The sequence below is a fragment of the Nonomuraea sp. NPDC050202 genome, assembly GCF_040656115.1.
GTDB lineage: Bacteria > Actinomycetota > Actinomycetes > Streptosporangiales > Streptosporangiaceae > Nonomuraea.
Map to the genome: position 1 here is coordinate 34,407 of NZ_JBFALF010000044.1, position 20,933 is coordinate 55,339.

General features: G+C 65.9%; 14 protein-coding genes. 8 read left to right on the forward strand and 6 right to left on the reverse strand.

Annotated elements, in window-relative coordinates:
* Positions 1-358 precede the first annotated feature (358 nt).
* Positions 359-1,927: a tyrosine-type recombinase/integrase gene (locus AB0I79_RS54365; RefSeq protein ID WP_357892232.1), complete on the reverse strand. Its 1,569-nt coding sequence runs from the start codon at positions 1,925-1,927 to the stop codon at positions 359-361.
* A complete protein-coding gene (locus AB0I79_RS54370) occupies positions 1,920-2,156 on the reverse strand; it encodes a helix-turn-helix domain-containing protein (protein ID WP_357892235.1) in 237 nt (78 codons plus the stop codon). Before AB0I79_RS54370 ends, AB0I79_RS54365 begins: the two co-directional genes overlap by 8 nt.
* Positions 2,157-2,233: 77 nt before the next feature.
* On the opposite strand from AB0I79_RS54370, the gene AB0I79_RS54375 reads away from it, so the two are divergent.
* The 3 genes from AB0I79_RS54375 (at position 2,234) to AB0I79_RS54385 (ending at position 5,942) form a co-directional block, all read left to right on the forward strand.
* Positions 2,234-2,368: a hypothetical protein gene (locus tag AB0I79_RS54375; RefSeq protein ID WP_357892238.1), complete on the forward strand. Its 135-nt coding sequence runs from the start codon at positions 2,234-2,236 to the stop codon at positions 2,366-2,368.
* 965 nt (positions 2,369-3,333) lie between these two features.
* Complete coding sequence (locus tag AB0I79_RS54380) at positions 3,334-4,566, forward strand: IS256 family transposase (RefSeq protein ID WP_357892241.1); 1,233 nt, start codon at positions 3,334-3,336, stop codon at positions 4,564-4,566.
* A gap of 239 nt (positions 4,567-4,805) precedes the next feature.
* Entirely contained in the window at positions 4,806-5,942 is a 1,137-nt protein-coding gene (locus tag AB0I79_RS54385) for a hypothetical protein (protein WP_357892244.1), read from the forward strand.
* 177 nt (positions 5,943-6,119) lie between these two features.
* On the opposite strand, the gene AB0I79_RS54390 is transcribed toward AB0I79_RS54385, so the two are convergent.
* The 4 genes from AB0I79_RS54390 to AB0I79_RS54405 all read right to left on the reverse strand — a co-directional run bounded on the left by AB0I79_RS54390 (position 6,120) and on the right by AB0I79_RS54405 (position 14,951).
* Positions 6,120-8,381 carry a tetratricopeptide repeat protein gene (locus tag AB0I79_RS54390; RefSeq protein ID WP_357892247.1) on the reverse strand — a complete coding sequence of 754 codons (2,262 nt, stop codon included), beginning with the start codon at positions 8,379-8,381 and terminating at the stop codon, positions 6,120-6,122.
* Between the two features lie 1,258 nt (positions 8,382-9,639).
* On the reverse strand, positions 9,640-10,293 hold the full coding sequence (locus tag AB0I79_RS54395; RefSeq protein WP_357892250.1) for an integrase core domain-containing protein: 654 nt from the start codon (positions 10,291-10,293) through the stop codon (positions 9,640-9,642).
* A gap of 1,166 nt (positions 10,294-11,459) precedes the next feature.
* A complete protein-coding gene (locus AB0I79_RS54400; RefSeq protein ID WP_357892253.1) occupies positions 11,460-13,421 on the reverse strand; it encodes a ricin-type beta-trefoil lectin domain protein in 1,962 nt (653 codons plus the stop codon).
* A 573-nt stretch (positions 13,422-13,994) separates the two neighbouring features.
* Positions 13,995-14,951 carry a carbohydrate kinase gene (locus tag AB0I79_RS54405; RefSeq protein WP_357892256.1) on the reverse strand — a complete coding sequence of 319 codons (957 nt, stop codon included), beginning with the start codon at positions 14,949-14,951 and terminating at the stop codon, positions 13,995-13,997.
* A 68-nt stretch (positions 14,952-15,019) separates the two neighbouring features.
* Here AB0I79_RS54405 and AB0I79_RS54410 point away from each other — a divergent pair, with 68 nt between their 5' ends.
* From AB0I79_RS54410 to AB0I79_RS54430, 5 genes are all read left to right on the forward strand, one after another.
* A complete protein-coding gene (locus tag AB0I79_RS54410; protein ID WP_357892259.1) occupies positions 15,020-16,132 on the forward strand; it encodes a sugar ABC transporter substrate-binding protein in 1,113 nt (370 codons plus the stop codon).
* Positions 16,133-16,206: 74 nt separating this feature from the next.
* Positions 16,207-17,214, forward strand: a complete 1,008-nt coding sequence (locus tag AB0I79_RS54415; protein ID WP_357892262.1) for an ABC transporter permease — start codon at positions 16,207-16,209, stop codon at positions 17,212-17,214.
* Positions 17,211-18,023, forward strand: a complete 813-nt coding sequence (locus tag AB0I79_RS54420; RefSeq protein WP_357892265.1) for an ATP-binding cassette domain-containing protein — start codon at positions 17,211-17,213, stop codon at positions 18,021-18,023. Before AB0I79_RS54415 ends, AB0I79_RS54420 begins: the two co-directional genes overlap by 4 nt.
* Positions 18,024-18,106: 83 nt before the next feature.
* Positions 18,107-19,084 (forward strand): LacI family DNA-binding transcriptional regulator, encoded by a 978-nt coding sequence (locus tag AB0I79_RS54425; protein ID WP_357892268.1) that lies wholly within the window; start codon positions 18,107-18,109, stop codon positions 19,082-19,084.
* A 289-nt stretch (positions 19,085-19,373) separates the two neighbouring features.
* Entirely contained in the window at positions 19,374-20,471 is a 1,098-nt protein-coding gene (locus tag AB0I79_RS54430) for a LacI family DNA-binding transcriptional regulator (protein WP_357892272.1), read from the forward strand.
* Positions 20,472-20,933: the final 462 nt, after the last annotated feature.

Consider the following 20,933-nt stretch of genomic DNA (forward strand, 5'->3'; position numbering starts at 1 on the left):
GTACGGCACGTCACGCGCCGTCAGGACCCGGTACTGTCTGACACGCAATGTGCGCGGAGGTGGCACGAATTGCCATCAATCGGCACTGTGCGGCACTAAAGGATCTTGCTTCTAATCCGACGGTCGCAGGTTCGAATCCTGCAGGGCGCGCTTTGATAGTGTTCTGACCTGCGGTGATGCGGGATCGGACTCGTTCTAGAATTTTCGTCTAGTGGTTGCGTGCTCTGTACGTACTCGCGCGCGCCAACATCGCCCACACCATGATCGGCATCGGTGTTCTGGGGCTGTCTTGGCAAGGAACGGCCCCGTCCCGCCGTCTGGTCGCGGCGATCACGGGGCCGGTTGCAGTTGTGGCGGGTCAGACCCGCAGCGGGATCACCTTTCCTGGCTTCTGCTGGTTCTCCTCCTCGGCGAGCAGGAGCGCTGCGGTCTTCTCCGCGGCCGCCATCGCCACCTCGGGGAAGACCGAGGTGTAGGTGTCGGCGGTGAAGGAACTGGAGGTGTGGCCCAGCGTCTCCTGCACGACCTTCATCTCTACCCCGGCCGCCAGCATCAGCGAGGCAGCGCCGTGGCGGAGATCGTGGAGACGGATGGGTGGCAGGCCGGCGAGGTAGGCCAGCCACAGGAACTGTTCGGTGACGTTCTGGGGATGCAGCCGACTCCCCTCGGGTTGGGTGAAGACGAACCCGGTGTCCGTCCACGCCTCGCCCAGGGTCAGCCGTTCCTGGAGTTGCCGCTGCCGGTGCGCGCGCAGTGTTGAGGTGGTTTCGGCGTCCAGGGCGATGCTGCGTACCGAGGCGTCGGTCTTGGGTGTTCCTTCGTGGACCTGCCCGGCCAGTTGCACCAGTTGCCAGTTGATCGTGATGGTCTGGGCCTCGAGGTTGACCTCCTTCCAGCGCAGCCCGCACGCCTCGCCCCGGCGTAGCCCGCGCAGCGCGATCAACCGGTACAGGGCGAAAAGGCGGTCCCGCTGGGCCTCTTCCAGAAACAGGCGGGTATGGGCCGGGGTCCAGACCATCACTCGGGAAGGGCGCGGCGTGCTGGTGTAGGCGTCGACCGGATCCACCCGCCGCCCGCCCCGGCGCCGCGTTTCTGCATTCAGGCGTTCCTGGAAGGCGGCTTGCCAGTCCTGGACCCGGTCGTCGGTCCACACCAGCGCCTTAGGGCGGGCCTTGGCCGGTAGTTCCAGTACGGCGGCGGGATTGAAGTCGAGCAGCCGGTCTTGCCGGATGGCCATGTTCAGGGCGTGTCGCAGGGTGGCGCGGATGCTGTGCATGGTGGCGATGCTGATCGGTCGCCGGTATTTGACGCTGGCCCGCACGCTCGGGTCGGGGCTGGCGCGGCGTTCGACGATGGTGTCGTTGAACTCTTCGATCTGCTCGAACATCACCGCGATGTCGCTGACCTTGAGCCGATCCAACGCCAGCCGGCCGAGGTAGGGGATCAGGTAGAGGCGGATGTGGCCCTCGTAGGAGCGGCGGGTGCTCTCCTCGATCTTCCGCTTGCGCTGGAGAAACTCCTCCAGCCACTGCTCGACGGTGATCTCCTGGGTCAGGTCCAGCCCGGTTTTGATCTTGCGGCGGACCGCCTCCATGTCGGGCAGCGTCTTGGTTTCGGCCAGCGTGCGCTTAATCAGATCGGCGATCTGAGTGCGGGTAGCGGGCTCGCCCGGCCCGGCCAACGCCAGCAGGACCCGTACCTGGGCGAGTTCGGCCTCGGCATCGTCTTGGCTGGTGAAGCCACCTCGCCGGAGCGGGCCACGGCGCTTCCCGTCAGGGCGGGGAGGCAATTCGATCTGGTAGTGCCAGATGCCGTGCCGGTGGTTCCAGCCGCCGCCGGGGCGGCGCAGCTTGGGGCACTTCTGCCCGAGTTCCTTGCCGTCGCCGTTACGGCAGGAGCAGCGTTTGAACGTGCTGCCTTCAGCCATCGGTTGTCCTGTCCTCCTCGATGAGGGTGTGCTCGCCGAGCAGCGCGAGCAGGGCGGCGGTGGGCACCAGGTATCTCTTGCCGATGCGGATGATCCGGCAGGGGAACTGGCCGTCCCTGGCGAGTTGGTAGGCCGTGGTGCGTCCCAATCCGAGCGCCCGTCCCGCGGTGACCACGTCGACCACAGCCGGCAGTTGCTGGATCTCGGCCCACGTCAGCGCGCGCCTCATCGCCGATCTCCCGGCTGGGAAGGACGCGTGACTGCCGTGAGCCCGCCTGGCACGGCCACCGCGGTGCAGGAAGTCGGGTGAGCGTGATGCGCGCCATCGCCGACCGCCCCGAGCGCCGTGCCGGGCACGACGTATCGACACCCACCTCGGCGCCAGCACTCAAGCCCGACTCGATCGCCGCTACGGAAGCGACGCATCGCGCGACGCTGTGAGGCGCCGTGACACCGCTGGACAGCCCTTCGGGGGTGCCGACGTGGATTGGGAGGTTGCGCGTTCGGGAAGGGTTGTGTACGGCGGACAAGCAAGTGCGAGCCCGATCTGGTGCCGGCCACTGGTGCGAGGTGCTCAGCAGATCCTTGGTCGTGTTGAGGCAGCCCAGACAAGCCGCTCGGCGGCGTATGCCAGGGCCCCTTCTCGCTGAGACTGTCGAGTCTGATGGGCGTAGTGGACGACGGACGTCGAAGGGTGATGTGGTTGGGTCCTGTCATGGCGATGTGGCCCGCTCATCCGAGCCACCTGGTCCCTGTCGCCTTCTAAATACCTGCCTCCAGGCGCGAATTCGGACATGAAGGCAGGCAAAGAACAGGCAAGATCGCGCTCCGTAACCCGGGTGTACTTCTTCCGGGCCAGGCTGCTGCCCATGCGCTCCGCTACCGCGCGAGACTACGCGTCTGACTCACTGACACCTGGAGGCGAGTCACGACCTCGATCACCCCTGGTCCACGTCGTGTTGAGCGTCCGACTTGCAGCGCCATTGACCTCTAATAAGAGGGCTCGCATTAGGAGAGCTCGAGTCGAACGGCGTTCGGTTTCTCTGTTAATGGGCCATATGTGATGGTTGCTCGGCCTGTATTGGCTCCTCAGCAAGGACCTCCCCACTGTCCATCGCTGGGCGGGTGTTTGCACTGGTGAAAGCGATACTCGCGGCGGGCGCCTTGCACGGCGGTACCGCTCTTCAGATGCGGGTGCGTTGACTCAAGTGACTGCCGCACGGCCGATATACGCAGGGCGATGCCCCATCCGTGAGCCAAAGTAAGGGCTACGAAGCTTGCCTCGGTCACGTCCCGCCGAGTGGTGTAGAACCGGCCCTCATCGGCGCGTCGCCTTTAACGACAGAGGGCCATCGCGTGAGTCTCTGTGTGAAACCGCCAAGTGACACGCAGAGGAGAAGCACACGATGGCCCTGGACCAGTCTGCCCTGTTAGAAGTCCTTTCGGTACTGAAGAACTCCGAGGCGAGCGAACGTATCCGGCACGCCGCCGAGACCATCTACCAAGCCCTCATCGAGGCCGAGCTGACCGCGGTGATCGGCGCCGCCCCGAACGAGCGCACCCCGACCCGGGTGGCGCAGCGCAACGGGCACCGCCCCCGCACGCTGACCACCACCGCGGGTGGTCTGGAGCTGCAGGTTCCCAAGCTGCGCACCGGCTCGTTCTTCCCCTCGCTGCTGGAACGCCGCCGCCGCGTGGACCAGGCCTTGTTCGCCGTGGTGATGGAGGCCTACCTGCACGGCGTGTCCACCCGCAAGGTCGACGACCTGGTCAAAGCCCTCGGCGCCGACACCGGCATCTCCAAGAGCGAGGTCTCACGGATCTGCGCCGACCTGGACGAGGAAGTATCCGCCTTCCGCGACCGCTCGCTCGCCGAGCAGAGGTTCCCCTACCTGTTCCTGGACGCCACCTACTGCAAGGCGCGAGTGAACCGGCGGGTGGTCTCCCAGGCCGTCATCGTGGCCACCGGCGTCAGCGCCGACGGCCGCCGCGAAGTCATCGGCTTCGCCGTGGGTGACAGCGAAGACGGCGCCTTCTGGACCGCGTTCCTGCGCTCGCTCAAGGCGCGCGGCCTGGCCGGAGTGCAGCTGGTCATCTCCGACGCGCACGCCGGCCTGGTCGCCTCCATCGGCGCAGTGCTGCTCGGCGCGGCCTGGCAGAGGTGTCGCGTGCACTTCCTGCGAAATGTCCTGGCGACCGTCCCGAAGGGGTCGGCCGAGATGGTCGCCGCCGCCATCCGCACCATCTTCGCCCAGCCCACCCCGGACATGGTGCGCGACCAACTCGGCGTGATCGCGGGCATGCTCGGCCGCCAGTTCCCCAAGGTGCAGGCGATGCTGCACGAGGCCGCCGACGACATTCTGGCCTTCGCCGCGTTCCCGCCCGGGCACTGGAAGAAGATCTGGTCGACCAACCCTCTCGAACGGCTGAATAAAGAGATCAAACGCCGCACCGACGTCGTCGGCGTCTTCCCCAACCCAGAAGCGCTGCTCCGCCTGGCCGGTGCGGTGCTGGTCGAAGCCCACGACGAATGGCAAGTCGCCGACCGTCGCTACTTGTCCGAAAGCTCCATGGCCCTGCTCACCCCACCCACCACCAATCCACAGGAGGTGGCGCACACCGAACTCATGACGGCATAGTCGAACCAGCAGAGCCTCACGCGAGAACCGAACTACACCACTCCGCGGGACATGACCAGATGTCCAGTGGGGATCACGCTGGTCCTCGTCTGATGGGCACAGGTACAACCTGTACCGCTGATACACACGTTTCGGCTACCGTAGCCCTGCCGACCACGAGATCGCGCACGCGGGTGTGATCACTGCGCCGATGTCGTTAGCGGGGGAACCACTTCGAGTCGTTTGAGGGGAGAAACTCGATGGCTGGAATGCTGTACTACCCACTCATAAACCCGCCGCTGGCCGTGCTTCACCACGCCATCCTGTACTGGGATGAGATCGCTACCATCGTTCCCGAGACGGCCTACGAGCGCTACTTGCACCGTCCGCTGAGGCAGGTCGACGACGCGGGCCTGTACCGGCCCGTCACCTTCCGCTCCCACCGGATGATGATTCGAGATCTGTTCAGCGGCCGTCATCGCCACCTTGGAAGCGACGGCGACGCATACGACGAGCCAGCGCGCACTGCTGAGGTCCTTCGAGAGTTGCGCCGGTCCGTGCCGCTCGACGACCTGCTGCCGCCTCGCACGGTGACCGACGGCGAGGCTGCGCTGCTGTGGCCGATGAAATTGTCTACGGTCCTAGTCGATGCGCTCGTGGAGGATGGACTTGCCCGCTGGCACGATGCCACCGGTATCCCGCGTCTGGTGGTGTCTTCAGCGCTGCAGACATGTCTCCTCGGCATGCAGGCTGAGCTGATCGCGGCCCAAGCGGACGTGGGCATGGACCTCGTGAGGGATCGGGGCAGGGTCACGAATCTTGTCCCCCACACTGATCGCGCCGAGGTCTGGCGCTTCGTGCATGGTGAAACTAGGGGATCCAGCTCGTCAGACGGGTCTTCAAGCACGGCCAACCGCACCGAAGCACTCCTGTTCGAAGTAGGACGTTTGCTGCCGTCCCCAGGCCCAAGCGCCTCCACCGACGCCGTGATCGCTTTTCGGAACCGCTACAACGACGAGCGCCTTCGTCTCATCGTCGCTCTGCACCGTCTCATCCGAGAAATCTACCGGCAGCCTGTCCAGTCAGAAGACGGCAGCGAGGTCGGCACCCTCGCGGACCTGTTGCTTGACACGCGCCTCGAGCTCGACCAGGCGCAGCGAGACATGGACAAAGCCGGGCGCGCAGTTGGGATGGAGTGGATGCGCCGCTCCGTCTCCGTCATGGTCGCCATAGGCGGTGCCGCAGCTGCGTACGCATCCCAAGAATGGGAGTGGCTGCTCGGTGTGCTTGCCGGCATCGGGGTCAACGTTGCCACTAATCGCACCCACGCAGGATGGCGTGACAACCAATTTTCCTACCTGCACCGCATTGACAGAGCTTTAACAAGCGGCCGGTAGGGGGCGCATGTTGATCCGCTACCGACCCCCGCGCGATAGACGTTTGACAAGACGATCTCCAATCAACAGCAATTAAGGCTCTCCGGTAGAGGCTGCGGATCTTGGTCAACTGCTTTCTCGCCGAGAGCCTCGTCTCATGCCAACCGGTCCCGACTCCGCTCCTCCTGGCCAGCATGATCAGGTTGGAAAAGCCTCACTCTCGCGGCCGCGTCCGTCTGCTGACGCCGCCTCGTCCGCTGATTTGGTGTTGGGATCTTGAGGTCTCAGGCGACGCGCACGATCGAGGTCTTCTACGGCCCTCGCCGTCAATGGGTGGTCCGGGCCCATCGTGGCCTTCATATCTTCAAGCGTCTTCTCGTGAAGATCGTGAGCTTCAGAACTCCGTCCCGCCGCCTCAAGGCAGCGCGCCATCTCGCCCTGCGATATCAATGTTTGTGGATGATCAGCACCTTGTAGATGGCGCTGATCTTCTAACACTTTGGTGATGAGAGAGACAGCCTCTTCCGGCCGACCCGCAAGCCTGTACACCCATGCCGCTTCACGACCTGCAATGAGAGTATCGGGATGGCGTGTCCCCCTATACTGTTCCGTCCTGGGTAACGCCACCTCGATCAATTCCACTCCTTCTGCCGCTCGCCCGGTGCTCGCCCAGGCAATCGCAAGATTTCTCAAAGCGAAGAGGGTAATGCCCTCCATGCCGGCACGTTCCGCCGCAGCCAAGTTCCGCTCGAACATATCGACCGCCTCTGCCATTCGCCCTGCCGCCTGGTACGCCAGCGCCAGGTTGTTCTGGACAATCAGCGTGAGCCCTTCGTCCTCGCTCTCGCCAAGGACCTCATGGCACGCCCTTGCGGTCTCCTGCAGCAACTCAATCGCCTCAGCTGACCTTCCCGCGAGTCGCATCGCGGCACCGAGAGACCACCGCGCGTACAAAGTATCGGGATGGTCGTTGCCCAGAATGCGGACCCGGATGCTGACGACCTCCTCTGCGAGCGGCATTGCCGCCAACCCATCGGACCTCTCATTGAGATTGTTGGCTACCACCTCTCGAAGGGTCGCGATGCTCAACTCCACAGTGCGGAAGCTGTCCTCAGATATGGATTCTCCGATCGTCAGACTGTTGAGATGCTCCCGAAGTGCTCTTGCGTGGTCGGTGAGGATGGGCGCGTCTGATTCGGCTTGCGGCACTTCAAGGGATGCGCGGTGTAGCCGTGCTGCTGCGCCTTCGACCAGAGTGCTGAGCACACCTCGTTGTGTCGCTCTTTCACGGACCACGCGTTGAACGAGCCGGTGGGCAACGGCCGTCCTCCCGTCACGACTGACAGCTATCAGAGATTTTTGACCCAGTTCCCGAAGCGCCGGCACCGCGTCAGCTCCAAGCAGATCCGTCGCTACGCCCGACGGGGAGATCACCGACAATTCCCCCAGCAGTCTTTCGGCGTCAGGGGAGATCCCGGCGAGAGCGTGCAGAACAGCCTGCGCCACGCCCCTCGGGTACCTTTCGCCTGCGGGCCGATCGAGAATTTGCTCCAGTGGGGTGTCGCGTAGGGCATCTCGGTAAGCGTCGTAGGTTATCGAGGGCGGACCCATGAGCTGGGCGGAAGCGATCGACAAGGCGAGGGGGAGCCGATCAAGGTCGGCGACAAGCCGTCTCGCGCCGGCGACATCTGTACGTCTGACTCGCTCCTTGAGGTAAGCCAAGGCCTCGGCACTGGTGAACCGATCGACTTCTACGGGCACGGCCAGCCTTTCGAAGGCGTGGTCGTTCGTGGTGATCAGCACCTGGACGGCACCTCTGGCGGGCAGGAGTGGCGCTATGGCGTCAGGGTCCTCGGCGTTGTCGAAGACCACGAGGTACGGCTCTTGGCGCTCTGCCAGCCATCGCTTGATCTTGCGGGCAACCATGTCCGCATCGTCATCTTCGTTACGCACCCCGATGGCGTCCGCCATCAGGTCAAGACTGCTCCGGAGCTGCTCAGCAGTCTCCGCGTTGAGCCATGCAACGGGCCCGCCCTGTCGCATCCTGCTCCTGGCATACTCCGCGGCGAGATGGGTTTTACCCACGCCCTTCGCGCCTGCCAACGAGCACACCATGGCGGCCCGCCCTGCCTCAAAGATCTCCTCGATCTTGGCGTACAACTTCGGGCGTCGCTGAAACGCCTTAGGCTCCCTCGGCACGTCCCCAATCTCCACTGGCACAGAACTCGTCTGTGCAGCGGCTGGCGTTGGGAGGGAGTTCACAAGCGGCTCCGCCGATGCCGCCGACCTCTGCCGCTCACCATCTGCCGAGATCCACCAGCCCAGGACAAAACCGACAGGACCACCCGCCAGACCAACCAGGATGCCTACACGATCAAGATCCACGCCACTCAGTTCGCCGAAGAACCAGATCGCGCCGCCGAGCACGCTTGGTGCCCCGGCGGCAAGCGTGAGTTTCATCCAGCGTGGCATCCCGCTACACCTCACCGAACCAGGGGATGGTTGTGTGTAGTTAACATCACCGTATCGACGAGGCCGCTCTCAGACAGAACATTTCCGACGACGGACCTCCTCCAGCAGCCCTGCGGGGTCGCTGACCGGCTGCGAGTCGACGGCGGTATGCACCTGATGAACGCCCACATCGGTGCCAGCCTCAGGCTGAACAGCGCCAGACTGGACCGCCGCATCGGCGCGACACTGAGCGGTGGGGGGACTGGCCGTGAACGGCGGCGTCTGGTGCATGGAAGGAGTTCGCGGCCGCTGGCGAGATCCGACTGGTCGGCGCTCGGCTGGATGCAAACCTGCGCCTGACGGGCGCGGACCGCGTAATGAGGATGGTCCTTGCCTGACACGCGACCGCGTGTCCATCGGCTCCCTCGGGGCTTCGATCTGGGCCAGCAGTCGGCGTTCAACCCGGTAGGAGCGACGCAGTGGCTCTCTTACGGGCTGATCGCGGCTGGCTGGGTGCTGGCGACCGCCATTGTCGCCGGAGCGGCCCGCGTGCTGGGCCGGTGAGTGTGGACTTAAGCGGAGGTTACGCACGTATTCGGCACGATCAGGCTGGCTGTGTTCGCCCCGTGCCGCGCGGCTGGAAGCGGGTACCGGCGAACGTGGCGGGCCTAAAATGCGGTCCGACCTGGGGAAACGTCATCAAGATCATCCCGCGCATGTCCCCTGATCATGGTCTTACGGCTGCATGCGGGCACCGCCTGCTGCCTATCAAGGGCGCAAAACAAAAGACCTGCGGCTGAGAAACCGCAGGTCAGGGGCTTGAAATGCCGATCTAGGTGAGTGCCCCTGGCAGGATTCGAACCTGCGGCACCCGCTTTAGGATAGCGGGAGCCGTTCAGCGTCCAGTATGTCTTGTTAAGGGTGATATGGTTCCCGATCAGTGCGTATCATCTCCTCAACAATGACTTCCAGTCCTGTATCGCTTGAGTGCCTTTTTCACCTGTTCAGACCGATATCCATGGCGGGAGGAGCGAAAGGCATTCCCGCTCTTCAGATGCGGGTGCTCTGTAGAAGCCGGGCCCCTCGAGGACTCTGTGGCAGGCCATTGTAATTGTGATTCAAACACAGCCATCCGCTCTCCCGGGCGTCGATACCGCATGTGACCCCGCTGCCGCGGGACGTACCGGAAGCGTGCAGTTTTGCCGGCCTCTACGAGCGCAGGAGCGCGACCCGGCAGTGCGCCTGCCGAAAATTCCACCCATGCAGGTCAAGCGGCAGGTGAGTACTCGTGGAGGACGCCGCCGAGCCGGTCTCTCCTACGTATGTTCAGGTCGGTGATTCGCTCGGGATCCGTGATCGCGTCCGGGGCGGGACGCAGTGGGGCGGCTTGGTTCAGGGCTTGGTGGGCCCGGTGCTGGTTGTAGAACCGTTCATACTCGCGCAGGGCGTGTCGCAGGTGCCGTTCGTTCCATACGAGGCAGCGGTCGAGAAGCTCATGGCGACACGACTGCACCCACCGCTCCATGATCGAGTTCATCCGCGGCATCCGGATACCGGTGAGCACCGTCTTGATGCCGGCCTCGGCGAGAATCGCATCCGTGAGGGCCGGGAACTTTCCATCCCTGTCTCGGAGCAGAAAGCGCGCCCGGCAGCCCGCATCGTCCAGGTCCATCACCAGATTCTTCATCGCCTGGGTGACCCAGCTCGCGCTCGGGTGCGCGGTGGTGCCGAGCACGCGGACGCGCCTGGTGGCGTGTTCGATGACGGTCAGGATGTACTGGCGCTGCCCGTTCAAGGTGATTGTCTCGAAGAAATCGGCACCCAGCAGGGCGTCGGCTTGCGAGCGCAGGAAGTCGGCCCAGGTGATGGAAGCCCGCTCGGGCGCCGGATCAAGACCTTCCTGCTTGAGGATCTCCCACACCGTGGGACGGCGCGACCTTGATACCGAGTGTGGAGAGTTCACCGTGCACCCGCCGGTAACCCCAGCCGGGGTTCTCCTGGACCAGACGCAGGATGAGAGCGCGGATGGACTGGACGGTGGGTGGACGGCCAGGCCACTTCGGTCGGCAGGTTCGGGCGTGACGTCGTTTCATCAGATCGCGGTGCCAGCGCAGGACCGTGTCCGGGCGGACGAGGAGCCGCAGCCGGCGCAGGACCTCGCACGGCAGTGAAATCAGGAGCGCGGCGAGAAAAGGCCCGGTCCTTGGGAGGGAATCTGACTCTGGTGTCGGCGTCAAGTTGGCGTTCGAGGGCAATGATCTGGTGGCGCAGGGCGAGGATCTCGATGTCCTTGTCCCGATCGCCCCTGGCAGCAACCGCAGCGCGGCGAACGTGTTCGTGACGGTGAGGTAGGCCAGGCGAAGGAGCACAGCCGATCATCATGCCGTACTCGCTTGCCCTTCCTGGTGGCTGGAGCTCGCGTCGCCACGCGAAGCCATCGCAGAGTTATGACCTGGGCGGATGTGGTTATCGGCAGGCGCAGAGGAACTGTCGCCAATGCGGCGAGGATTCGGCGGATGGTGCATTCGCCGATCCGATGGCCGAGGCCGAGCAGTTCACCCCGGATCCGCCGATGCCCCCATCGGGATTCTCTCTGGCCAACCGGATCACCAGAGCGCGTAGTTCATCCGGGATCGGTGGACGTCCGTCTGTGTTTGGGTTAGTCCAGTGTTGGCTGACCGGCCAGCGGTGCCGGGCCAGCAACGTGCCCAGTGCCACGATCCGATGAAGGCGAAGCCGTGTGGGCAGCAGTCGCGTCAGTGCCGCCAAGCAGCGCCCGGTCAGCCCAGTCCGGTCGTGGCCGAGAGACCTGCGACGCGGGACGGCGACCTCATGCCGCAGCACCAAGATCTCCACCTCCCTTGGAGTGTCACCCCGCGCGAGAAGCGTCAACCAGCCGAACAACCGGACTGTCAGCAGATAAAGAGGCGTAGGAACACGAGAGCTAAGGATTAGAAGCCCAGGCCAGACACCATGGACGAGTTGTGCACCGCATGGGCGAGAGGAGCGGCGTCGTCCTGGAGTGGTGGAGTCTGCCGAGGTGCGTCCCCGCACATCCTCCGTCACGACCTCTTGAATGCAGCCGACCTATATCGGAAAGCCCCACGACTGGTTGATGCCGCCGACGCAATCCCATGCCTGGAGCCGACGGCCGTTGGCGGTGTCGCCGAAGGGGAGATCTATGCACCGGCCGGACCAGGCGTTGCGATATGTATGTCCAACCCGGGTCCAGCGTTGCTGGGCCAACCCGTTACATGCCCATACCTGGAGGGGAGCTCCGTTGCCGATGACTTCAGCGGGCTGGTCGAGACACATTCCTCCGATGCTGAGTGACCCGTTCACGTTGTGCGTCCACTGCTGGTTCGGTCCGCCCCAGCAGTCCCAGATGCGGACGGCTGCGGCGTTGACGGACGCCGGGTCCATGTCGATGCATTTGTTCGTCCCGTTCCAGCGCATCTCGCCCGTTCCGCCCGGCGCGGGCGTCCAGGCCTTGTTGAGTCGGTGAAGGGTCAGCGACACCAACCTGACGTTGCCGTCGAGCGCGTAGGCGGAGATGCCCAAGCTGCCGGGCGATGAGTCGAAGTTGGTGTTCTCCGTGTAGGAGAGCCTCCCGTCGTTGCCGAACGCTTCGACCTGCCCGCGGTCCACCAGTACGCGCATTTTGATCCGGTTGTCGACCGGCGCGAGCGGCTTCCATTCCATCTGCTGCAGGGGCCGGTTGTAGGCGATGGTGCGGTCACTGGTCCCGTCCGCGCGCTGGTGCAGCCGGAAGCCGAACTCCGACGCCGTGGCTCCGGTGAGGTCCCATTCCGAGATCAGCTCGTAGGTGTCCGCGGTGATGCCGTTCAGCGGATCCGTGGTGTCGCTCGGTGTGATCGTCCGGGCGCCCCATGTCTGTGCCGGCTGGCGGATCGTGGAGATCTCGCTGACGGGTAGGCGGGTCACCCGCAGACCTTCGGGGAAGCTGCGCAGTGAGAGCTGTGCGGGGAAGGACGCGTTGCCGGTCCATGTGGAGCCGCGGTTGCCGGGTTGCCAGAACATCTGGACGACCCGGTCGGTCGGCAGGTTGGTGAAGGTGAGGCCTGCGTAGACCGAGCCGTCGAAGGCGGCGCGTCCCTGGTCCAGGCGCTGTGGCGCGGGGAATCCGGGGTCCGGGACGAACACCCCGTTGTTGTTGAGGGTGCCGATCACGTATTCGCCCTGGGCGTCGTTCAGGACCCATCGTTGATTGCCGGTGTTGCCGTCGACGGGTAACTGGTAGATGTCCGGGCACTCGAACGCCCAGTCGGCGCGGTAGTCACCCCGATACGTCCACGAGAGCAGGTTCGTCGAGCTGTAGAACTTCAGGGTGTTGCCGTTGTCGTTGCCCCAGAGCACCAGGCCCCAGCGGTTCCGTGCGGCGTCCCAGAAGACCTTGGGGTCACGGCTCTCGTACGGCGTCGAGATGACCTTCGCCCCGCCGTTGTACATCTGGAAGCGGTGGCCTCCGTCCGTGCTGTAGGCGATGGAGACGCCGTTGGTGTTGGTGAACAGCAGGATCGGGTCGTGATCCCCGTTCTTCAGGCCGGTCGCGTTGCGGGTGTCGACCCAGCCGCCGCCCGACCACAGGGTGGCGTTGTGCACTCCCGGTTCCAGGGCGATCGGCTGTTGCGTCCAGTGCACGAGGTCGGGGCTGGTCGCGTGCCCCCAGTGCATGGTGTCCCAGTTCAGGCCGTGCGGGTTGTGCTGGTAGAACAGGTGATACAGGCCGCGGTAGTACAGCGGCGCGTTCACGTCGTTCATCCAGCCACCTTGCGAGCTGAAGTGGAACTGGCCGCGGAACGGTTCGTTGTAGTCGGTGGGGGCGTACGGGTACTCGGGATAGTCGGCGACCTCTCCTGCCTGCGCCGTCCCGGCGGGGATGGTGACGAGGCCGGCCACGGCCATCGCGAAGGCGAGGATCGCCGAAACGACATGGCGTTTTGGTCGAGCGAGTATCCGCATCACGAGCACACCTTTCGTTGACGACGGGAGGGAATCGCGGCCTCGATCGCGGGGCACGCGCCCCACGTGGCCGCTGGACAGGGCGTGGTTGCTCACCTGTGACACGTGCGCGTTATGGCGCCCCTTGCGGCTTGGGGAACGAGGTAGGGCGCAACTTGGCGTGCAGGTGCGCCAACGGGTGCTGGTGATACCGGCAGGTCTTTCGACTGCCAGATCATCCAGCGGTGAGGATGGGAAGACGAGCAGCCGACCGCGCTCTGCTGGGCGGCGGGCAGCGGTTCTCCCAGAGCCGCGGCCGATCAGGCGGGTCGAGATCTTAACGGTCCGAGCCCTGGCGGCCACGGCCGCGCAGGCGGCGATCGGGCCGGTGATCCGGACTGCTAGGAGGCATGGAAGTACTCCTTTGTCCAAGGGAGGGCCATATGTCAACGATGACATATGTCAACGTTGACATCGGTTGCAGTGATGATGGACTCGACGGGACGATACGTCAATGGCTTGCCGCTGTAACAAACCGGCAACTGGGACTCCGTTGGCCGAAACCCAGCCCTGATGTGCGATACCGGCCATCGTTGCCATGCCTGCCCCATGGAACAAGGCGTGAACGATCCGGCGGCGCACCCGCTGCGTCAGTGCCAGTTACACGGCCAGGTCCTCTCTGCTCAGTTCGTGCGCCCAGGGCGGGTTGGCCCCCGCGACCGAGCAGGTGCGCGCCGCGACCCTGGCCGCGAAGAGCGCAGCGTCCACCGCAGCCTCCAGGTCGAGCGCGTCCAGCCGCCCGCCGAGCAGCCCACGCTCGCCCAGCAGGTGCAACACGCCCGCCGTGAACGAGTCTCCGGCGCCCACGGTGTCCACCACGTCCGCGGCGGACGCGGGTACCTCGGCCCGTGCGCCGTCCACCGACACGAGTGCCCCAAGCGAGCCCCGGGTCACCACCACCAGCCGCACCCCCGCCCCGTGCCAGGTGTCGCAGACCCGCTGCACATCCTGATCTGGATGGATGTGCGCCAGATCGTCGTCACTGAGCTTGACCACATCGGCCAGAGCACACCAGCGGAGCATCCGCTCCTGGTAAACGGCCGGATCCACCAGCGCCGCCCGTACGTTCGGGTCGATGGAGATCGTGGCCATCCGGCCGGCCGCCTCCAGGAACTCCTCCACCCGCGCGGCTCCCGGCGGTCGTACGAGGGTCAGCGATCCAGCGTGCAGGCAGGACGCTCCCCCCAGCCGCGCCGGATCCAGTTCCTCCCGCCGCCACTGCCAGTCGGCCGTGCCGTCGGCGTGGAAGGAGTACCTCGCCTGCCCTTCGGCGTCGAGCGTGGCCACGGCGAGGGTGCTGGGCTCGGACGCGGGCACGCATCCGCTCAGGTTCACCCCGGACGCGCCGAGCCGGGCGCGGAACAACCCGCCGAACACATCGCCGGAGATCCGTCCAAGGAACCTTGTCGGGGTTCCGAGCCTGGCCAGCGCCACCGCGGTGTTGGCCGGGCCACCGCCGGGCAGCACTCGTAAGGCCAGTTCGCCCTCCTCCGGGCTCCCGGTGGTGAAGGCGTCGGCGACGCACTCACCGAGCACGGCGATCTGAGATTCGGGCATGGCGGGGCCTTTCACAGTGCAGGGGAAGGCGCTCGGCAACGTTGCGCGCTTGTTACCCGTAGTAGGCATTGACGTTTCGTCGCCGAGAGTTCATCATCACTTCCCAGCGGATGTCAACGTTGACATATGACAACGTTGACATCCCCCGCCCCCCGAAGGACCAGGGAGTATTCATGTCTCGTAGCACTCGGATCGTCGGTGCGCTCGCCGTCGCCGCCATGGCATTGACGGCCTGCGGGGGGAGTGGCGACGGAGCCTCCGCCCCTTCATCCGCCGCCACGGGCGCGGTGAAGGTCGGGCTCATCACCAAGACAGAGACCAACCCCTTCTTCGTCAAGATGAAGGAAGGCGCCGAGAAGGCGGCCAAGGCGCAGGGCGCCGAGCTGATGACCGCGGCGGGCAAGTTCGACGGCGACAACGCCGGCCAGATCACCGCTATCGAGAACATGGTCGCCGCCGGGGTGAAGGGCATCCTCATCACGCCCAGCGATTCCAAGGCCATCGTTCCAGCGATCAAGAAGGCCCGGGACGCGGGTGTGCTGGTCATCGCGCTCGACAGCCCGACCGAGCCGCAGGACGCCACCGACGCGTTGTTCGCCACCGACAACTTCAAGGCCGGCGAGCTGATCGGCCAGTACGCCAAGGCCACCATGGCCGGCAAGCCCGCCAAGATCGCCACGCTGGACCTAGCCCCAGGTGTCGCGGTCGGACAGCTGCGCCACGACGGCTTTCTGAAGGGCTACGGCATCGCGGAAGGCGACCCGTCCATCGTCTGCTCCCAGGACACCGGCGGTGACCAGGCCAAGGGCCAGACCGCGATGGAAAACTGCCTGCAGAAGGCCCCCGACATCAACGTCGTTTACACCATCAACGAACCGGCCGCGTTGGGCGCGTACACCGCGTTGAAGGCCAAGGGCCGTGAGAAGGACGTGCTGATCGTGTCGGTGGACGGCGGCTGCACCGGCACCAAGGCGGTGCAGAGCGGACAGATCGCCGCGACCTCGCAGCAGTACCCGCTGAAGATGGCCGAGCAGGGCGTGCAGGCCACCATCGACTACGCGAAGGGCGGCAGCAAGCCCTCCGGCTACACCGACACCGGCGTCACGCTCATCACCGACAAGGCCGCGACCGGAGTCGACGGCAAGGACACCGCCTTCGGCCTGGCCAACTGCTGGGGCTGACGCAGGAGCAGACCGGGTCGCGTGACATTCCCGGCGTTCCCAGGCCCGGCCGTGACCACTCACCAAGGATTCCGATGACCGTACCCACCGTCCCCACCAGGGCGCAGTCGCCCAAGGCCGCCGAGCCGTCGGCGGCACGCAGGCTGCTCGCCACACCGACCGCGGGGCCGCTGGCCGCACTGCTTTTGGCCTGCGTCTTCTTCTCGTTCAACACCGAGCAGTTCCTCAGCGGAGGCAACTTCTCGCTGATCATCCAGCAGGTGATGGTGGTCGGCATGCTCGCCATCGGGCAGACGCTGATCATCCTGACCGCCGGAATCGACCTGTCCAACGGCGCCATCATGGCGTTCGGCGGCATCGTGATGACGAAGCTGGCCGTCGGCAGCGGCCTGCCGCCGGTTCTGGCGATCGTCGCGGGCCTCGCGGTCTGTGCCGCGTTCGGGCTGGCCAACGGTCTGCTGGTGACGCGGATCTCGCTGCCGCCTTTCATCGTGACGCTCGGCATGCTGAACGTGGTCTTCGCGCTCACCCACATCTACTCCCAGGACCAGACCGTCACCGGCCTGCCGGACGAGCTGACCTTCCTCGGGCGTACCTTCCAGCTCGGGGGCACCGCCGTGACTTACGGCTCGGTGCTGACGATCGCGGTGTTCCTGCTGTTCGCGTACCTGCTCGGCTCGACGGCGTGGGGCCGGCACGTCTACGCGCTGGGCAACAGCCCGGAGGTGGCCAGGCTGACCGGCATCCGCACGCAGCGGCTCACCATCGGCGTCTACACCCTGGCCGGGCTCGTGTACGGCATCGCCGCGTTGCTGCTGGTCTCCCGTACCGGAGTCGGGGACCCGCAGGCCGGTCAGACCGACAACCTGGACAGCATCACGGCGGTCGTGCTCGGGGGCACCAGCCTGTTCGGCGGGCGCGGACTGATACTGGGCACCCTGGTCGGCGCGCTCATCGTCGGCGTGTTCCGCAATGGCCTGCAGCTCATGGGCGTGCCGTCCATCTACCAGACGCTCATCACCGGCGTGCTGGTGATCCTCGCCGTCACCGTCGACCAGCTCTCCCGCCGGAGGACCCGATGACCACTCCAGTTCTGCAGGCTCGCGGCCTGGTCAAGCGCTACGGACACGTCACCGCGCTGGACGGTGCGGACTTCGACCTGATGCCGGGCGAGGTGCTGGCCGTCATCGGCGACAACGGCGCCGGCAAGACCAGCCTGATCAAGGCACTGACCGGCGCGCTCCAGCCGGACGAAGGCGAGATCCGCCTCGACGGCGAGCCCGTGCGCTTCCGCGACCCGCTCGACGCGCGCAGGCAGGGCATCGAGACCGTCTACCAGGACCTCGCCGTCGCGGCCTCCCTGGACATCGCCACGAACATGTTCCTGGGCCGGGAGGTGCGCAAGCCCGGCCTGCTCGGCCAGGTCTTCCGCATGCTGGACAAGAAGCGCATGCGGGAGGAGTCGGCCGAGCACATGGCCGCGCTCAAGATCGGCCTGCGCTCGCTGACGCAGCCGGTGGAGTCGTTGTCCGGAGGTCAGCGGCAGGGCGTCGCCGTGGCCAGGGCGGTGGCCTGGGCCTCGCACGTGGTGGTCATGGACGAGCCCACGGCCGCGCTCGGCGTGAAGGAGTCCGGCCAGGTGCTCGACATGATCAGGCGGGTCCGCGACCGCGGCCTGCCGGTGGTGCTGATCAGCCACAACATGCCGCACGTCTTCGAGATCGCCGACCGTATCCACGTCCAGCGGCTGGGCAGGCGCGTCGCACAGATCAAGCCTGGCGACCACAGCATGGCCGAGGTCGTTTCCATCATGACCGGCGCGATGCGGATCTCCGACGGCAAGGCGGTGGTGGTGGACGAGGACGCGGCGGAGGCGATCAGCAGTTCTTGATCGGTACCATTTACCTGGTTTGTCGTGTAATGAGCGAAGAACGGTGGTCCATGTCCCAGGCGCGCCGCGCGACCCTGAGCGACGTGGCCCGGGAGGTAGGCGTCACCGCGAAGACCGTCTCCCGGGTCATCAACGAGGAAGGATCTGTGTCGGCGCAGACGCGGGCGCGGGTGCTGGACGCCATGAGCAGGCTGGGTTACCAGCCCAATCTGATGGCGCGGAACATGCGCACCGGCGGTCCTGACTCCACCGTCGGCCTGATCATCCCTGACCTGGGCAACCCGTTCTTCGGCACGGTCGCGGGCGGGATCGAGAGCGCGATGCGCAAACGCGGGCTCACCCTCATCGTCGGGTCGTCGGAGGAGACGGCCGACGGCGAGGGGTCGCTGGTCACCACGTTCCTGGCCAGGCGGGTGGCCGGCCTGCTCATCGTGCCGTCGTCCGACAGCGACCATCGCTCGTTGCGCGTCCAACGGTCCGCGGGCCTGCCGCTGGTCTTCATCGACCGGCCCGCACGGGGGCTCACCACTGACTGCGTGGCCAGTTCCCACCGAGAGGGTGCGCGATCTGGAGTGGCGCACCTCATCGCGCACGGGCACCGCAGGATCGCCTTCATCGGCGACTCGCCCACCCTGCACACCCGCAAGGAGCGCCTTCAAGGCTACCGGGACGCGCTGGCCGACGCCGGGATCCCGTTCGACCGGCGACTGGTGGAGACCGGGCACGACTACGAGGCCGCCGCCGCGGCCGTCACCCGGTTGCTCACCCGGAAGGACCCGGCGACGGCTGTGTTCGCGGCCAACAACTTCGCCGCGACGGGTGCGGTGCTGGGCATGTCGAGGCTCGGCCGCCGGGATGTGGCCCTCGTCGGGTTCGACGACCTGCCGCTCGCCGAGGTGCTCGAGCCCGCTCTGACCGTGATCGCGCAGGACGCAGTGGCCATCGGGCACGCCGCCGCCGAACTGCTGATGGCCCGGCTGGACGGCGAGCGTTCCAAGGCGAAGACGGTGGTGGTGCCGACGCGGCTGATCGTCCGCGGCTCTGGAGAACTGCCCCCGTGACCTCGTCGTGGCTGTAAGGAAGACAGAAGGCTCACGCCTACTGTCGCGGCGAGCGCCAGGCGCAGGACGCGCGTCATTCCCACGAGCCCCTCACCTTCTGCGTTGACTCACAGAGCGCCGGCCCGCATGGCCGTGGCGCGTTCGGATGTGTCCCACTGGCGGGGCGATCCTGATCCGCCTTCTACGTCGATGTAAGGGATACGATCTACATCGATGTAGAAAGCGCCAGCAACGCACCGGTACGAAGTGGTAACGCTGTCGATGCCACAGACAGGAAGCGGAGGGGCCAATGGCCACCATGCAAGATGTTGCGCGGCGCGCAGGAGTCTCGGCCAAGACGGTGTCCAACGTGCTCAACGGCTACCCGTACATCAAGGAGTCGACCCGGGCGAGGGTTATGGCCGCGATCGATGAACTCGGCTACCAGATGAACATCTCAGCACGGAATCTGCGGGCCGGCCGCACCGGCATCATCGCGCTCGCCATTCCCGAGCTCAGCTTGCCCTACTTCGCCCAACTCTCCGACGCGGTCATCGAGGCCGCAGCCACCAAGGGCTGGACGGTGGTGATAGAGCCGACCGGAGGCGTACGAGAACGAGAGCTCGAGGTGCTGTCCGGAGCGCGACGCCACCTCGTCGACGGTGTGATCTTCTCTCCCCTCGCGCTCGGTCCGGACGACGCCGACCACCTCCGCGTGGATTTCCCCTTGGTCCTGCTCGGCGAGCGGATCCCGCACGGCCCGGTCGATCACGTGACCATGAACAACGTGGAGGCGTCGCGTGCGGCCACCCAGCACCTGCTCGACCTCGGACGCCGGCGCATCGCGGTCATCGGGGCCTTTCCCGGCGAGCAGATGGGCACCGCAACGGTGCGACTCAACGGCTACCTCGCCGCCCTCGAGGCCGCAGGCATCGAGCGGGACGACACTCTGATCACGTCGCCCGGGCCCTGGTGGCATCGCACCGAGGGCGCACAGGCGATGCAGCGACTGCTCGACGCCGACATCCGGTTCGACGCTGTGTTCGGCTTCAACGACACCCTTGCCCTGGGCGCCCTGCACGTGCTGCTCTGGAGTGGCCGACGGGTTCCGGAGGATGTCGCGGTGGTCGGGTTCGACAACATCGAGGAAACCAGATTCTCCATGCCGCCCCTGACGTCGGTCGAGCCCGGACGGCTGCAGATTGCCCGCACCGCCGTGGACTTGTTGGCCGAGAGGGTCGGCGGCACAGGGCCGGCCGGACAGCGGGAGATCTACGCCGACTTCACCCTTGAGGTGCGCGAGTCAACGGTCGGGCGACAGCGATCTCCTGGCGGCGCCGAGGCCGTCTCGCCCCCGCTCGAAGCCGACCCCACCGTCACTCCACTCGACGCCGCTTCCGGTCGCTGATGAGGCCTCGGTCCACTAAGGAGGGGGCGACAGGGTCGACAGAGGCTGCCGCGCTCACGCTCGGGGCGTTCCTGCGCCTGCATCAGGCGACCGGCGACGAGAAGTGGGTCGAATCAGCTGAACGAGCAGCTTCGCTGAGACCCTGCCCCATGCCTGGAACTACAAGGTGAAGGCCCATCGAGAGGCGTACGCCAAGTATGGCGTACGCGGGGAGGGCCTCATCGCCACGGGCCACTCCGGGGATGGGCAGGTGGCTCTCGGCAAGCGCTTCCGTGCGTCGGTGCGTGCTCTGTTCGCTCACCGACCTGCCGGCCGAGCCGGCCGAGTACGTCCTGGACCGATTGCCGCGCCTGCGGCAAGCGATCCCCAAGGACGTGCTCGGTCTGCCCCAGGCCCTCACCTGCGCTCGTTACCCGGCGACGGCGCTCGCTGCCGCCTCGATGACACACGATCAGGACGATC